We start from the raw sequence: 13,719 nt of genomic DNA on the forward strand, positions 1-13,719 counted from the left end.
GCGGGGACGCAGATCCGCGCCTTATACCGTCCGGTTGCCCTGTACGGTCTACGGCGCGTCCCGGGCCATGAATGCCACCCCGGGGGCTACGACCTGCGGCGCGGCTTCCCGGGCTTGGCGCCGCGCTTGACGCCCTTCGCCCCCTTGGCGCCGCCCTTGGCCGCGGGCCTGCCCCCGGTGCTCCGCTCCGGACGCTTGGCCTTGTCGCTCGCCTTGGCCTTGGCCCCGGCCTTCGGCTGTGGGGGAGTCTGGGCGCGGCCCCGGGTGCTGTTCACGGTCCGGCCCCGGACGATCCCGATGAACTCCTCCACCAGGTCCGGGGTCGGCTCGGCCTGCGGCCAGGACAGGGCGACCCGCGACTCGGGCGCGTCCCGCAGCGTCCGGTAGGTGAGGTCCTTGCGGTGGTGCAGCCGCGCCAGCGACTGCGGGACCACCAGCAGCCCCACGCCCGCCGCCACGAGCTCGATCGCGTCCGCCGTCGTCGCCGGGCGCTCCATGGCCGGCAGCCCCGGCGGGCGCTCCCAGTCCAGGGTGTCGTCGAGCGGATGCAGCACGATCTCGTCGGCCAGGTCCTCCGGCGACACCTCCTCGACCGCCGCGGCCACATGGTCCTTCGGCACGACGACGACCGTCGTCTCGACGTAGAGGGGGATCGCGCTGAGGTCCGGGTCGTCGACGGGCAGGCGTACGAGGCCGACGTCCGCGCCGCCGCCCCGCAGCAGCCCGAAGGCCTCGGCGGCCGGAACCTGGACGAGGGTCAGCGGGACGTCCGGGAGCCGCTCGTTCCAGATCCGCACCCACTTCGTGGGCATCACTCCCGGGACGTACGCGAGCCGGAACGAGGAGGGTTCTTCCTGGCCAGTCACCCCGCCAGGTTACCCGCCGTGGTCACAGGTGGTTCATACGCTCGATACCCTGGACACCATGACGTCGCACCAGACCACCCAGACGATGAAGCCCGCGACCGCGGCAAAGAAGCTGGGTGTGTACCTTGAGGCCACCCCCGCCGAGTTCCAGGAGGGTGTCGTCTCGCGCACCGAGCTGAACGCCCTGCAGACCGATCCGCCCGAGTGGCTCCGCGAGCTCCGCAGCAACGGCCCCCACCCCCGCCCGGTGATCGCGGCGAAGCTGGGCATCTCCGTCTCCGGCCTCGCCCGGGGCGGCATCACGGAGGCCCTCACCACCGAGCAGATCGAGGCCCTGAAGCAGGAAGCCCCGGAGTGGCTCCAGAAGGAGCGCGCCACCCAGGCCGACGTCCGCAAGGAAGCGGTCCGCATCAAGGAGAAGCAGGCGGAGAAGGCCGCGAAGGCCGACCGTTCGCAGTCCTGACCTGCCCGTTCCCGACCGGCATGAGGTCGGGACGCTTCGCCGTGCGGCCGTCCCCCGAGGACCGGCCGCGCAGGCGCCTGCCGATCCACGGGCCGAGGAAACCCGCGACCCACCGCGCCTCGTCGAGCGCCCCGCGCGGGCCCGACGGACGCGCGCCGGGCGCCGCCGGCAGCGGACGCGTCCAGGAATCGTCGCTGCCGGGCAGCCCGAGGGCGTCGGCCACGGCGGCGGCGATCCGCGCATGACCCAGCGGACTCGCGTGCAGCCGGTCCGGGCTCCACAGCCGGGCGTCGGTCACCACAGGGTTCCGGTCGGTCTCGGCGACCACCACACCGTGCCGGGCCGCCGCCTCGCGGATCCGCGCGTTGAGCGCGACGACACGGGAGCCGAACGGCCGCGCGATCGGGACGAGCCGCCCGAGGTCCGGGAACGTCACCGTCGCCACCCGTGCGCCTCCGGCGGTGAGCTCGGCGAACATCGCCTCAAGGTGACCGGCCGTCTCGTCCGCGTCGAAACGGGGCCTGAGCAGGTCGTTCATCCCCGCGACCACCGTGGCCACGTCGGGCCGCAGTGCGAGCGCCGGGCCGAGCTGCTCGGCGCGCACCTGCCCCGCGAGCCTGCCCCGGACGGCCAGGTTGGCGTAGGCGAGTCCCGGACTGCCCGTCGCCATCAGCTCCGCGAGGCGGTCGGCGCAACCGCGCAGCCCCGTGCTGTCGTCGCCGTCCCCGAGGCCTTCGGTCTGACTGTCGCCCAGGGCGACGTAACGCTCGTACGGGCCGGTGTGCATACGCCTGCTGCTCCTCCGTGCGGTGACGCGCCTCGTGCGACGCGCCCTCGACGGTATTCAACACCCGACCTATTCAATTATGCGACTAGGGGTTCGGTGGAGCCGCCGGAGCCATGGCGTAGCGGTGGAACGGCCCCTCCTCGATGGGCAGTTCCGGTCGCCACGTCCTGAGCGCCTGGGCGGAGGGCGCGAACATCGTCCGCGGGAGTCGGTCGAGGGGGGTCCACTCCCAGCGCTCGATCTTGTCCGGCTCCGCGACGACCGGGGTGCCGCTGAAGGCCCGTACCACCGCCACCGCCGTCAGCCGGGTGAGCTCCGTCGACGTCAGCGAGTCCAGCAGGATCCCGACGACGTCGACATCGGCCACGTCGGCCACGAGGGTGGTCTCCTCGGCGAGTTCGCGCACGGCCGCCCGCTCGATGGACTCGCCCGGGTCGACCTTTCCGCCGGGCAGCTCCCATGTGCCGCTCGGATGGAGCCCGAGCGGCACCCGCCCGGCCGCGTCGGTCACCACGACACCGGCCCCGAGCGAGGCCTGCGCGGACGGCGGCTGGGCGTTGCGATGCGGCGGGGGTGTGGCGGGCTGGTCGGCCGGACGCATGTCGACTCCTCGTACGAACCATGGGCGCGTGTCACCCACCAGCCAACACCATGCCCAGCTAGGCGGCTTGACGGACGCCCCGCAGTCGGCGCAGGGCCAGGAGCCCGCCGACGCCGGGGATGACGGACGGCCACCGTGCGCCGGGCGCCGGCCAGGCGGCCGCGATGGTGACGAGATACGCCGTGCCGTGCAGCGGGCCGACGAGCGACGAGACCGCGGGTGTGTGCGTGGTGAGCAGGTTGACCAGGAGGGCCACCAGGGAGGCCGCCTCCACGCCGGCCGCGATGCGCAGGGTGCGCACGGCCGTCACGCTCCCGTGGTCGAGCCGGGGCGGACGATCATGAGGACGACGACGACCGCCCAGAGGATGTTGAAGACCCCCGTGAGCATGGCGAGGCGCGAGGCGGTCGCGCGCGAGGCGCCGGTCGTATCCCCGTCGCCTTCACCGCCGGTCAGGAGGAGCCGCTGGCCGGGCAGTATCGCCAGCGCCAGGACGGCCGCGGCGATCGCCGTGAGCGCAAGCGACGTGAGCAGCCAGGCGTCGGTGAGGACGCCCAATTGGAGCGCGGTAGCGAGCCCGAAGACCGGGACGGCGACACCGGCGACGGCGTACCCCCGGCAGATCCGGTGCAGCAGCGCGGCGACCGGCGAGGCCTGGCGCGCGTATCGGGGGAACAGTGACGCGGCCACGGTGATCGGTCCGACCACCAGGATCGCCGCGAGGACATGTACGGACAGCAGCAGCTTGGTCACCGCAGGCCTCTCCAGCCGAGGATGTATGTGTTGGCTGCCAATAGATAGCATGTCTACTCCTCTGGTGTGTAGGCTGCCTACTCATGAGGGCGGATGCGGTGCGAGGGCACCTCGACGGACTGCTGCTGGCCGTACTGGAGCAGGGGCCGCTGCACGGGTACGCGATCATCACCGCGGTCCAGCAGCGCAGCGGAGGCGTGCTCGACCTGCGCACGGGCACGATCTACCCGGCGCTCAACCGGCTGGAGCGGATCGGGCTGCTGAGCAGCAGCTGGGACGCCGTCGGCGAGCGCCGTCGGCGCTGCTACGAACTCACCGACGCGGGCCGCGAGAGCCTCGCGGGGGAGCGGGCGGCCTGGCACGAGTTCACTGCGGCCATCGGCTCGGTCCTGAACCCGGCCGTCAGCCCCGGCCCAGCGACATGAGCGCCGCCGTGGACCCCACAGGCGCGACCGACCTCACCGGCCCGACCGCCGACCCGACCGACCCCGTCGACGCCTACGTCGCGGAACTCCTGAGCGCCCTGCACGGCCCGCCCAAAGCCAAGGCGCGCCTCGTCGAGGAAGTACGCGGCGGGCTCATCGACACCGCCGAGGCCCTGACCCACGAAGGGGCCGCCTACGAGGACGCGGTCAAGGAGGCGGTACGGGAGTTCGGCAGCCCCGCCGAGCTCGCACCCGCCTGCCAGCGCGAACTGACGGTCGCCCAGGCCCGCCACACCGCCCGCTCCGTCGTCCTCGTCGCTCCGCTGCTCCTCGCCTGCTGGTACGCGCTCCTCGCCACGGGGACCGGCCAGGACGGACTGCTCGCCGGTACGGCCCAGTCCCTGGCCGCCGTCGCGGGCGTCGCCGCCCTGCTCGCCGCGACCGCCCTCGCGGCCAGCGGCCCCCTCGCGCGTCATGTGCGCGTCCCGCACCGGCTGCCGCTGCTGGTCGCCTGGACGGGCACCACGGCGAGCGTGTCGATGGCCGTGGCGACCCTCTCCCTGGCCGTCGCCGCCTTCATGACCGCCGCCTGGCCCCTGATCGCGACCGCCTGTGCCCTCGCGGCGGCCTCGCACGCGCTGACCGCGCCTTCCGCCCGCGCCTGCCGGCGCTGCGCCAAGCTCCCCGTCTGACCGCTGACCGGGCTCACTACGGAGCGACGCTCACCCGCACTTCGAGCGGTGCCCGGAACGAGAGCAGGTCCAGGACCGGCGGAAGCGGCGCGCCCGGGGTCAGATGAAGACCGGGGAGCCGGCGGGCCGCCGCGCGCAGCGCGACGGCGGCCTCCGTACGCGCCAGGGACGCGCCCGGGCAGCGGTGGCGGCCGGCGCCGAAGGACAGATGGTGGCGGACGTTCTCGCGGGCGGGGAGCATCCGTTCCGGGGCGTCGAAGACCTCCCGGTCGGAGCCGCTGCCCAGGAGCATCAGCAGCAGCTCGGCTCCGGCGGGGAGCCGTACGCCGCCCAGTTCCACCGGCGCCGCCGTCACCCGGCGCCAGGTCGTCACCGGCGGTTCGCGGCGCAGCACCTCCTCGACCCAGGCCTCGGCCAGGCCCTCCTCGTGCGCCGCACGCCGCCACAGGCCGGGTTCGGCCAGCGCGCCCCGCAGAACCGTGGCGATGAGCTGGCCGGTCGTGGACTGCCCGGCGATGAAGACGAAGAAGCACGCGCCGACAGCCGTAGCCACGTCCACCGGCTCGCCGTCCGGCAGCCGGTGACGGGCCAGCGCGCCGACGAAACTGTCCGGCGGTGCGGTCCGGTCGGTCACGACCGAGGTCAGCCACTGATGGAACTCACCGACCAGCGCGGCCAGTTCCATCTGCCGCTCCGGCGTCGGACGTCCGTAGAACAGCTCCAGGGAGGCGTCGCTCCAGCGCACCAGGGTCGCCGGTGCCAGACCGTCGATGCCAAGCAGCTCCATCATGACCCGGCAGGGGAGCGTGTGCGCGAAGGTGCCGAAGAGGTCGCTGCCGCCCTGCCCGTCGAGCTCCGCCCGTACGGCGTCCAGGAGTTCGCCCGCGACCCGCTCGATGACGGGCACCGCCGCCGCGACCCGCTGGGCGTTGAAGAACCGGGTGACGACGCGCCGCAGCCCCGCGTGGCTCTCGGTCGCGTTGTTGGCGAGGGCGGGCCGCAGCCTGAAGCCGGCGCGGGCGAGCAGCCGGAGCGCCGGAACGCTCAACGGCGTGACCGCGTGCTGGGCGTTGTCCGGCCGGAACGCCTCCGGGTCGAGCAGCACCCGGCGGATGTCCTCGTACCGGCTGACGAGCCAGAGCCCCGTGGTGGCGTCGCGATGGACGGGCGCTTGGTCCCGCAGCGCGTCGAGCCACGGGTACGGGTCGCGGACGAAGTCCTCCCCGAACACGTCCAGCTGATCGAGGAGCGGGAGCGGCGAGCCCTCGGCGCCGGTCGTCCCACCGTACGGACAGGAACCGACGGGAGCCGTCGCGGAAGCGGGCCCCGGCCCGCCGGGGGCGGTTGTCACGCTCGCGGACGCTAGCACGCGCCGCCTCCCCTACCGGCCGGTCTGTGCGCCGGATCACGCCTGGTCGGCGGCGCCCGCCACGTGCCGCCCCCGCCCCCGCGAAATCCCGTGGAGGCGCCCCGCGCGGCCGGACAGGATGACGCCATGACCCTTCGCCCGCACCCCGCAGAAGCCCTGCTCGTCGTCGACGTCCAGACGGCCTTCGTCACCGGCCCCGGCGCCGTACCGGCCGCCGGCCGCCTCCTGGACCGCACGGCCGCGCTGATCGCCCGGGCGCGCGAGGGCGGCGCCCTGATCGTCCACGTGCAGAACGACGGCCCGCCCGGCGCGGACTGCGAACCCCACACCCCCGGCTGGGAACTCCACCACCGCGTCGAGCCCGGCCCCACCGAGGTGGTGATCCGCAAGGTCCGGGACGACAGCTTCGCGGGGACCTCGCTGAGCGGCCTGCTGACCGACGCGGGCGTACGCTCCCTCGCCGTCTGCGGAATGATGTCCGAGATGTGCGTCCAGGCGACCGCCCGCACCGCCCTGGAGCTCGGCTACCGCGTCGTCCTCCCGTACGACGCCCACGCCACGCACGACATCCCGGCCGCCCCCGGCATCGCCGACGCGGTCCCCGCCACCACGGTCTCCCGCGTCGCGGCCTGGGCGCTCAGCCGCGAGGCCGACACCACCACCCCCGCCTCCGCCGTCACCTTCACCGCCCCGGCCCACCAGGTGGGTGCCCTACGATGAGCGCGGGAGGTCGAGACAGCCGATGGTGACACCACAACGCAGCGGGCAGGACCGGGTCCCGCCCCACCCGGACCTCCGCACGATCGGCCTCCAACAGGTACTGGAAGCCCTCGTCGACCCCGTCCGCCGGCAGATCGTCAGCGTGCTGCACGCCGCGGACCAGGACCTCAACTGCGGGGCCATCGACCTCCCCGTCAGCAAGTCCACGGCCACGCACCACTTCCACGTGCTGCGCGAGGCCGGCCTCATCCGGCAGCACTACGTCGGCACCTCCCGGATGAACGGGCTGCGCCGCGAGGAGTTCGAGGAGGCCTTCCCAGGCCTCCTCCAGGCCGTGGTGGGCAAGGAATGAGCGCCGCCGCCGGGACACCGCTCGCGCTGCGCATCGTCGGCGGCGAACTGCCGGGGCGCTCCTGCGGCACGTTCGAGGACGTCCACGTCGCCGTGCAGCGCGGACGCGAGCCCGACGGCGCGGTGCCGGGGGACGCGGCCGAGGCGGTGTGGGAGTTCACCGTGGCCACGGTGCTCGCACCGGACGGCACCCGGGACTTCCGCGGGCCGTACGTCCACGGCAAGCGCGGCGCGCGGTTCCTCTACCTCACCTGGGGCGAGTGGCCCCCGGGCGGCGCGTTCACCATGTTCCGCCGGGCCAAGCTCTTCCTCGACGACCTTCCCGCGTCCGCCCTCGACCGGGGCGCGGCCGAAGGACGGCTCGGTCTGACCGACGCCCACGGCCTGCCGCTCTGCGCCGCCGTGCGCCCGCCCCACATCGAATGGACGACGGGCTGAGCCCCACGAGCCGCTGAGCGCCGCCGGTCACCCGACCGGCGCCGCCGGAGCGCGGCGCGGGATCTCCGCCCGTACGATCGCCGCACGGCAGCGAAGACTCCAGGGAGTGGGCTCATGTCCGGACAGTTCGAGGCGACGACGGACGTCGACCGCCCCATCGACGAGGTCTTCGCGTTCCTCGCCGACGGCCGCAACGACCCGAAGTTCAGCCCCCGCGTGCAGAAGATCGAACGCGTCCCGGACACCCCGACAGCCGTCGGTACCGTCTTCCGCAGCACGGTGAAGGACGCCGGGATGACGACCTCCCGCGAGTTCCGCATCACCGAGTTCGAGGCGCCGCACCGGATCCGCTGGGCCGAGACCTCCAAGAACATCGTGATGGCCCGTGAGGGCGGCTACGACCTCGAACCCCTGCCGGAGGGCGGCACCAGGGTCAGGATCCACAACGTCCTGGAGGGCCACGGCATCGGCAAGCTCCTCGTCGGCCTCGCCCTGTCCGCCGCCCGCAAGGACGCCGACGCGTTCGGCCGCCGCATCAAGGCGGCGGCCGAAGCGTCGTAACACCTGACTGAGGTCAGGGCGTGACGGGGACGTTCGTCAGGCCGCTGCCCGCGTTCGTGACCGTGTTGGACGCGTACACGACGTTCGGGTTCGCGCTGCACTTGGACGTCGACGTGATCTTGATGGCGTACGCACCCACCCCACCGAGGTCGGAGCGGTTGCCGCGCCACACATTGCCGCAGCCGTTCAGGAACGACGGGGACGTCGACGGGTTGTGGGTCTCGTACCCGTTCGCGAACGTGCCGGGCGAGGAGAACGTCCCGGTGTTGTTCTCGATCAGATAGCCGATGCCCTTGGCGTCGATCCACGAGTCGGCCGAGTTCTGGCCGCTGATCCCGGTCCCGTTGAAGGTGTTCCCGCGGATCACGCCGTTCGAGGTGCCCTCCTTGATGTCGATGTGCTCGGCGGCGATGTTCGGGCCGAAGGTGTTGCCGATGACCTGGACGCGGTCGGAGCGGTCCACACCGTTCTGGTTGCCGTGGCAGGCCCAGTTGGAGTTGGCCGAGCCGAGGTAGACGCCCTCGCCGTAGCCGGCCTGGACGAGACCGGTGTGGCTGATCCTCGAGTTCTGGATCATTCCGTCGGCCGAGGAGCGCCGGAAGTGCACCGCCTCCTCGTCGACGTGGTGCACGGACAGCCCGTCGATCGTCACGTGGTGGGAGTTGTCCAGGACGACGCCCTTCTTCGACTCCTTCACGGTGAAGCCGGTGAGCTTCCAGTACGGGGCGCCGTACAGCCAGAGCCCGTAGCCCGAGTCGACACCGGCGGTCGGGACCGGGCACGAAGGCCCGGTGCCCGAAGGACCGTCGTTGACGAGCACCGCGCCCGCCGGCCCCGTCAGCGTGATCGGCGCGGACGCCGTCCCCGCCTTCTGGGTCTGGAAGGAACCGCGGTACTCACCCGCCGCAAGGCGGATCGTCTGCCCGGGCTGGGCGTTCGCCAGCGCGCTCTGCAGCTGCGCGGCCGTCGACACGTCGACGACCGGACCGCCGCCGCCACCCGACTGCGTGCTCACGCCCAGCGCCGTGCTCGCCCCGGAGACGTTCCCCGCCGCGTCCCGCGCCTTGACGGTGTAGCTGTACGCGGTCGAGGCCGCGAGCCCCGTGTCCGTGTACGAGGTCGACGAGGTGCTCCCGACCTTCGTACCGCCCCGGAAGACGTCGTAGCCGCTCACGCCCACGTCGTCCGTGGCCGCGTCCCACGCCAGCGAGACGCTGCTCGCGCTCGTGCCCGTCGAACGCAGCCCGCCCGGCACGCTCGGCGCCGTCGTGTCACCGCCCGGGACGGGGGAGCCGTACACCTCGAACTCCCAGAGGGAGTAGCCGTACGAGGTGCCACGGGCGGTCCCGTGCATCCGGACGTACCGCCCGGCGCCGGTCACCGTCAGATCGTCCACCGCGCCGTCGCCGGTGCTGGTGGAGTAGACGTCGGTCCAGTTGGTGCCGTCGTTCGAGGTCTGGAGCTTGTACGTCTTGGCGTGCGCGGCCTCCCAGGTCAGCTTGACGCGCGAGATCGTGTGACTCGCGCCGAGGTCGATACGGATCCACTGCGGATCCACGCCCTCCAGGCTGGCCCACCGCGTCCCCGTGTCGCCGTCCACGGCCAGCGAGGCCGGGAACTCGCCGGTCTCCACGGACGACGCCGTCGCCGGCTTGCCCGTCGAGACGAGACCGTCGGCGGCCTGCGCCTGCGGCAGGGCGATCAAGGGCACGGACAGCAGCCCGGACAGGACGAGCAGGACCGGTCCTCTTCGTCGCATGACAACTCCTTGTCGGTGGCGGGGGCGGCTACGGGACCCAGTGGTTGCCGGATGCCGTGATCATGACCTGGAGCTGGATGCTCGCCGAGAAGTAGCTGCTGGTGTCGATCGGCGTCGCCAGCATCTTGTTCCAGAGCGCGTCGAGCCACGCCTGGCTGCCCGGGTCGGTCATCGCCGCGAGCGCGAACGGGGCGAAGTAGGCCGCCTCGCTGCCCGCGTCGATCTGCGTGCCGTCGAGCTTGTAACCGATGGCGATCTTGTTTGGGTCGCCGCCGGTCTTCGACTTGATCCAGGTGTTGAGCTTGCGCGCCGCCGCAAGGGACTTGGCGTCCCCGCTCGTCACCGCGTCGTCCGCGATGCGCCAGGGCGTGCGGCACGCGTTCCAGAAGTAGGCGCCGTCGTTGGGGGACTCCAGGACCTGGCCCGCCGCCGGCTTGGGCGTGGTGTTGGTGTTGACGACGAAGTCCGGCAGCAGCCCCGTGTTCGGCGCGTACGACGACTGGAGGTTCGCCTGCGCCGTCTGGTGCGCGTTGCGGATCGTGTCCCATGCGGCGTCACCGGTCGCGGCGCGGAAGGCGCGGAAGTGGTCGACCATCCAGTCCGACGTACGGCTGATGTAGTACCACTGGTCGCCTGAGCTGCTCCAGTCGCCCAGCTTCAGCAGGTTCGTCGACGGGTTGATCTCGTCCTTCTTGATGGCGGCGATGTGCTTCAGGGCCAGCGCCTTGTAGTTGTACGTGCCGGAGCTGCCCCACTGCTTGTCGGCGAGCAGCAGCCCGTACGCGACGTCCATGTCGCCGTCCGTCGCGCCGTCACCGCCGTTGACGCTGTTGCAGTTGACGTCCTGCTCGGCGGCGAGCAGGTCCGGGTTGATGGCGGACGGGTGGTCGATCATCCACTTGGTCAGACCGTCGAAGATCTTCTTCGCGTCCGGGTCCGCCCCCGCCATCGTCGCGGCGATGACCATGCCGTACCCCTGCGCCTCGGCGACGTACGGGTGGTCGGCGTCGGGCGAGATGACCTGGTACCAGCCGTTGCCGCAGTTCTGGCGGACGAAGGCGGACTTCCAGTTGTTGTAGTGGTCGACGACCTTCTGGTCCAGGGCGGCCTGCGCGCCCGTGGGCTTCAGGATCCCCGCGACGTACGGACGCGTGTGGCCGCCGAACGGCACGGCCGGACCGCTGCCGCCGGCCGGGGTGGTGACCGTGACGGCGTTGCTGCCGCCGGAGACGTTCCCGGCGGCGTCACGCGCCTTGACGGTGTACGTGTACGAGGTGGAGGCCGTCAGGCCGGTGTCGGTGTACGAGGCCGAGGTGGCCGTCCCGACGAGGGTGCCGTTCCGGAACACGTCGTAGCCGGTGACGCCCACGTTGTCCGTGGACGCGTTCCAGGCGAGCGAGGCGCTGGTGGAGGTGGTGGCCGTCGAGCGCAGGCTCCCGGGCACGCTCGGCGCCGTCGTGTCGTCGCTGCCGCCCGAGGACGGAGTGCCGTACACCTCGAACTCCCAGAGGGAGTAGCCGTAGGCCGTACCGCGCGCGGTGCCGTGCATCCGGATGTAGCGGCCGGTGCCGGTCACCGTCAGGTCGTCGATTGCGCCGTCGCCGGTGCTGGTGGAGTGGATGTCGGTCCAGTTGGTGCCGTCGTTCGAGGTCTGGATCCTGTACGCCTTGCCGTACGCGTCCTCCCAGTTGAGCCTGACCCTGGAGATGTCGTACGAGCCCCCGAGATCGATCCGGATCCACTGCGGGTCCACGCCCTCCAGACTGGCCCACCGGGTCCCGGTGTTGCCGTCCACCGCGAGACCGGCCTCAAAACCGGACCCCTCGATCGAGGAGGCCGTCGCCGGCTTGCCCTGCGAGATCAGCGTCGCCGTGGGCTCGCCCGGCCCACCGGGGTCGCCGGGGCCCGGGGTGCCGGTCGACTTCAGGAAGAGCGAGCCGGAGGTGTCCGTCTTCGTGGCGTTCACACCGGCGTGCGGGGCCTTGCTGTAGTCGACGTTCTCCTTGCCCGCCCAGTCCAGGATGGTCGAGCCGTTCTCCGCCAGGTGCTGGTACGCCGACGGGTTGGAGGCCGCGCTGCCCAGCTGGTACAGGCGCTGACGGTCGGCGTAGTAGGGCTGGTACGCGCCGCCGGCCGTGGTCTGCTTGCTGAGGTCGTTGCCGTAGAAGACGTTCTGCGGACCGGTCGCACCGGACCACTTCACGGCCTTCGGGCCCGCGCCCCACCAGATCGGCCACCAGGTCGAGTCGTCGGGGGTGCCGCCGCCCTCGTCACCGCAGTTGGCGCGGCAGTTCTTCGAGGCGTTCTCGAAGGGCACCGCGGCCTTGTTGTTCTCGAAGAGGTTCCGGCGCTCCCAGCCACCGTGCAGGTTCAGGTCGCTGTCGAAGTCGTTGCCGATCGCGACGTTGTTCGACGCGGACCACTGGAAGGTGAAGTGGCGCAGGTTGCGGCTCTTGTTGTACGCGTACAGGGAGTCCCAGACGCGCGAGCCGCGGAAGTAGCCGTTGCCGCCCTTGCCCTTGTTCCAGGAACCGTCGAAGGACGACTCCTGCACCTGGATGTTCTTGGCGCTCTCGGTGACGACGGCGTGGGAGCCGGTCATCTGCGTGCCGACGCGGCGGATCCAGCTGTTGGCCGCCCACTTCAGGACGATGCCGTGCTGGGCGTACTCCGGGGCGATGTTGCCGAAGTTGGCCTTGGCGTCGTCCGGGGTGACGTCGTACGTACCGCCGCCGAGCTTGGGCATCCCGTCGAGTTCCTGGGTGATGCTGAGGTCCTCGATGCCGACGCCCTGGACGACCTTGAGCGGGGTGACGCGGCTCGGGTAGACGGTGCCGCCGATCGCGGCCGAACCGTCGGAGGTCGAGTTCAGCGGCAGGTCGTACTCGAGGGGCTTGTCGATCGTCAGGTTCTTGCCCGCGGTGTCCACGGAGGCGATCTGGAAGATCTGCTGCCGCATGTGCAGGTTCACGTACTTGGACGAGTCCGTGACGGTCTGCTGCTGGTAGAACTTCGCCGTGTTGGCCGCGCCGACCCACAGATGGGCGCCGGCCTTGAAGCGCGACATGTCCGCGTTGGTGGCCAGCTTGATCTGCGTGGCGCCGACCGCCGAACCCTCCCGCAGGGGGACGCCACTCGCCCAATGCTGGTTGACGCTGCCCTCGAAGATGTCCTTGCGGTTCACGGGCGCCGAGGCGAAGTCGCTCGCGTACTTGGGGGAGACCTCGCGGGTCTGCACCCGGAGCAGGCCACGTCCCGGCCAGGTCCAGCCGCCCTTGCCGGCGCCGTGGGTCATCCCGTCCTCGTCCCAGTCACTGCCGTCGGCGGTGAGGGTGTCGTAACGGGTGTTGGCATCGGGGCGGAAGGCGAGCGTGGTCTGCCCCATGCCCGCGCCGCGGAGCACCATGTAGTCGGCGTCCAGGGCGAGTTGGCGGGTCACGACGATCCGCCCGGCGGGCAGGGTGATCGAGGACAGCTTGGTGTAGCCGGCCGACGGGGTGCAGTTCGCGCGGATCGCGTCGACGGCCTGTTGGAGACCGGTCGTGGCGTCGCCGCCGTCGGCGCGCACGTTGTACTGGGAGGCGAGCTCGGCCGCCGTGATGTGACAGGCCGCGTCCGGGTTGGCCTCGGCCGCGCCGGGGAGGGCGGCGCCGCCCCGGTAGCCGGCCTTGCTCCAGTCGGGCAGGCCGGCGATGGGTGCGCGACGGTTCGCGCTGGTCAGGTCGGGTATCGCGGTGGCCGCCGCAGGGGCGAGCCGGTCGTCGACCGCGGTGGGGGTGGTCGCGCCGGCCAGGCCGGTGATCCCGGTCAGCGCGGTGGCGACGGCGGCGGCGACCGCCAGGGGGCGGCGCCGGCGGCGGGGGCGGTCTCTGTGTGCGTGGCGTGGCTGATGTGCGTATGACATCCGACGTCCTCGGGGTGAGTGCTGCTCGTG

15 protein-coding genes are annotated in these 13,719 nt (G+C 72.0%); 7 read left to right on the plus strand and 8 right to left on the minus strand.

Features of this window, described 5'->3' with window-relative positions; all coding sequences use genetic code 11:
- Window positions 1-86 precede the first annotated feature (86 nt).
- Window positions 87-866, minus strand: a complete 780-nt coding sequence (locus tag ACFWRO_RS28420) for a LysR family substrate-binding domain-containing protein (protein ID WP_384514720.1) — start codon at window positions 864-866, stop codon at window positions 87-89.
- A gap of 58 nt (window positions 867-924) precedes the next feature.
- On the opposite strand from ACFWRO_RS28420, the gene ACFWRO_RS28425 reads away from it, so the two are divergent.
- A complete protein-coding gene (locus ACFWRO_RS28425; protein ID WP_384514722.1) occupies window positions 925-1,329 on the plus strand; it encodes a DUF5997 family protein in 405 nt (134 codons plus the stop codon).
- Here the strand turns inward: ACFWRO_RS28425 and ACFWRO_RS28430 are convergent.
- The 4 genes from ACFWRO_RS28430 to ACFWRO_RS28445 all read right to left on the minus strand — a co-directional run bounded on the left by ACFWRO_RS28430 (window position 1,277) and on the right by ACFWRO_RS28445 (window position 3,470).
- Complete coding sequence (locus tag ACFWRO_RS28430) at window positions 1,277-2,116, minus strand: SGNH/GDSL hydrolase family protein (RefSeq protein ID WP_384514725.1); 840 nt, start codon at window positions 2,114-2,116, stop codon at window positions 1,277-1,279. The genes ACFWRO_RS28425 and ACFWRO_RS28430 overlap by 53 nt on opposite strands.
- An 85-nt stretch (window positions 2,117-2,201) precedes the next feature.
- Window positions 2,202-2,717, minus strand: coding sequence for an NUDIX hydrolase (locus tag ACFWRO_RS28435; RefSeq protein WP_384514728.1), 516 nt, complete (start codon window positions 2,715-2,717; stop codon window positions 2,202-2,204).
- Window positions 2,718-2,775: 58 nt separating this feature from the next.
- Window positions 2,776-3,018, minus strand: a complete 243-nt coding sequence (locus ACFWRO_RS28440) for a DUF3817 domain-containing protein (RefSeq protein WP_384514731.1) — start codon at window positions 3,016-3,018, stop codon at window positions 2,776-2,778.
- 5 nt (window positions 3,019-3,023) lie between these two features.
- Window positions 3,024-3,470, minus strand: a complete 447-nt coding sequence (locus tag ACFWRO_RS28445) for a hypothetical protein (RefSeq protein WP_384514734.1) — start codon at window positions 3,468-3,470, stop codon at window positions 3,024-3,026.
- A gap of 83 nt (window positions 3,471-3,553) precedes the next feature.
- Here ACFWRO_RS28445 and ACFWRO_RS28450 point away from each other — a divergent pair, with 83 nt between their 5' ends.
- Complete coding sequence (locus ACFWRO_RS28450) at window positions 3,554-3,895, plus strand: PadR family transcriptional regulator (RefSeq protein WP_384514738.1); 342 nt, start codon at window positions 3,554-3,556, stop codon at window positions 3,893-3,895.
- On the plus strand, window positions 3,892-4,587 hold the full coding sequence (locus ACFWRO_RS28455) for a permease prefix domain 1-containing protein (protein WP_384514741.1): 696 nt from the start codon (window positions 3,892-3,894) through the stop codon (window positions 4,585-4,587). Before ACFWRO_RS28450 ends, ACFWRO_RS28455 begins: the two co-directional genes overlap by 4 nt.
- A 16-nt stretch (window positions 4,588-4,603) precedes the next feature.
- Here the strand turns inward: ACFWRO_RS28455 and ACFWRO_RS28460 are convergent, their stop codons facing one another.
- Window positions 4,604-5,938 carry a cytochrome P450 gene (locus ACFWRO_RS28460; protein ID WP_384514744.1) on the minus strand — a complete coding sequence of 445 codons (1,335 nt, stop codon included), beginning with the start codon at window positions 5,936-5,938 and terminating at the stop codon, window positions 4,604-4,606.
- 144 nt (window positions 5,939-6,082) lie between these two features.
- On the opposite strand from ACFWRO_RS28460, the gene ACFWRO_RS28465 reads away from it, so the two are divergent.
- From ACFWRO_RS28465 to ACFWRO_RS28480, 4 genes are all read left to right on the plus strand, one after another.
- Window positions 6,083-6,676 carry a cysteine hydrolase family protein gene (locus ACFWRO_RS28465; protein ID WP_384514746.1) on the plus strand — a complete coding sequence of 198 codons (594 nt, stop codon included), beginning with the start codon at window positions 6,083-6,085 and terminating at the stop codon, window positions 6,674-6,676.
- 22 nt (window positions 6,677-6,698) lie between these two features.
- Window positions 6,699-7,028 carry a helix-turn-helix transcriptional regulator gene (locus tag ACFWRO_RS28470; RefSeq protein WP_362008770.1) on the plus strand — a complete coding sequence of 110 codons (330 nt, stop codon included), beginning with the start codon at window positions 6,699-6,701 and terminating at the stop codon, window positions 7,026-7,028.
- Window positions 7,025-7,465 (plus strand): DUF5990 family protein, encoded by a 441-nt coding sequence (locus ACFWRO_RS28475; protein ID WP_384514752.1) that lies wholly within the window; start codon window positions 7,025-7,027, stop codon window positions 7,463-7,465. The genes ACFWRO_RS28470 and ACFWRO_RS28475 overlap by 4 nt, the downstream gene beginning before the upstream one ends.
- A gap of 114 nt (window positions 7,466-7,579) precedes the next feature.
- Window positions 7,580-8,026: an SRPBCC family protein gene (locus ACFWRO_RS28480; protein ID WP_384514755.1), complete on the plus strand. Its 447-nt coding sequence runs from the start codon at window positions 7,580-7,582 to the stop codon at window positions 8,024-8,026.
- A gap of 13 nt (window positions 8,027-8,039) precedes the next feature.
- On the opposite strand, the gene ACFWRO_RS28485 is transcribed toward ACFWRO_RS28480, so the two are convergent.
- Both ACFWRO_RS28485 and ACFWRO_RS28490 read right to left on the minus strand, forming a co-directional pair.
- Window positions 8,040-9,785 (minus strand): discoidin domain-containing protein, encoded by a 1,746-nt coding sequence (locus tag ACFWRO_RS28485; protein ID WP_384514758.1) that lies wholly within the window; start codon window positions 9,783-9,785, stop codon window positions 8,040-8,042.
- A 28-nt stretch (window positions 9,786-9,813) separates the two neighbouring features.
- Window positions 9,814-13,689 carry a glycosyl hydrolase family 8 gene (locus ACFWRO_RS28490; protein ID WP_384514761.1) on the minus strand — a complete coding sequence of 1,292 codons (3,876 nt, stop codon included), beginning with the start codon at window positions 13,687-13,689 and terminating at the stop codon, window positions 9,814-9,816.
- Between the last annotated feature and the right edge of the window lie 30 nt (window positions 13,690-13,719).

Source organism: Streptomyces sp. NPDC058579 (assembly GCF_042718575.1).
In the GTDB taxonomy this organism is placed as follows: Bacteria; Actinomycetota; Actinomycetes; order Streptomycetales; family Streptomycetaceae; genus Streptomyces.

Coding starts and splice junctions, on each gene's coding strand:
- ACFWRO_RS28465 (WP_384514746.1), top strand. CDS start 6,083: ATGACCCTTCGCCCGCACCCCGCAGAAGCCCTGCTCGTCGTCGACGTC.
- ACFWRO_RS28430 (WP_384514725.1), bottom strand. CDS start 2,116: ATGCACACCGGCCCGTACGAGCGTTACGTCGCCCTGGGCGACAGTCAG.
- ACFWRO_RS28470 (WP_362008770.1), top strand. CDS start 6,699: ATGGTGACACCACAACGCAGCGGGCAGGACCGGGTCCCGCCCCACCCG.
- ACFWRO_RS28480 (WP_384514755.1), top strand. CDS start 7,580: ATGTCCGGACAGTTCGAGGCGACGACGGACGTCGACCGCCCCATCGAC.
- ACFWRO_RS28450 (WP_384514738.1), top strand. CDS start 3,554: ATGAGGGCGGATGCGGTGCGAGGGCACCTCGACGGACTGCTGCTGGCC.
- ACFWRO_RS28455 (WP_384514741.1), top strand. CDS start 3,892: ATGAGCGCCGCCGTGGACCCCACAGGCGCGACCGACCTCACCGGCCCG.
- ACFWRO_RS28490 (WP_384514761.1), bottom strand. CDS start 13,689: ATGTCATACGCACATCAGCCACGCCACGCACACAGAGACCGCCCCCGC.
- ACFWRO_RS28475 (WP_384514752.1), top strand. CDS start 7,025: ATGAGCGCCGCCGCCGGGACACCGCTCGCGCTGCGCATCGTCGGCGGC.
- ACFWRO_RS28485 (WP_384514758.1), bottom strand. CDS start 9,785: ATGCGACGAAGAGGACCGGTCCTGCTCGTCCTGTCCGGGCTGCTGTCC.
- ACFWRO_RS28435 (WP_384514728.1), bottom strand. CDS start 2,717: ATGCGTCCGGCCGACCAGCCCGCCACACCCCCGCCGCATCGCAACGCC.
- ACFWRO_RS28425 (WP_384514722.1), top strand. CDS start 925: ATGACGTCGCACCAGACCACCCAGACGATGAAGCCCGCGACCGCGGCA.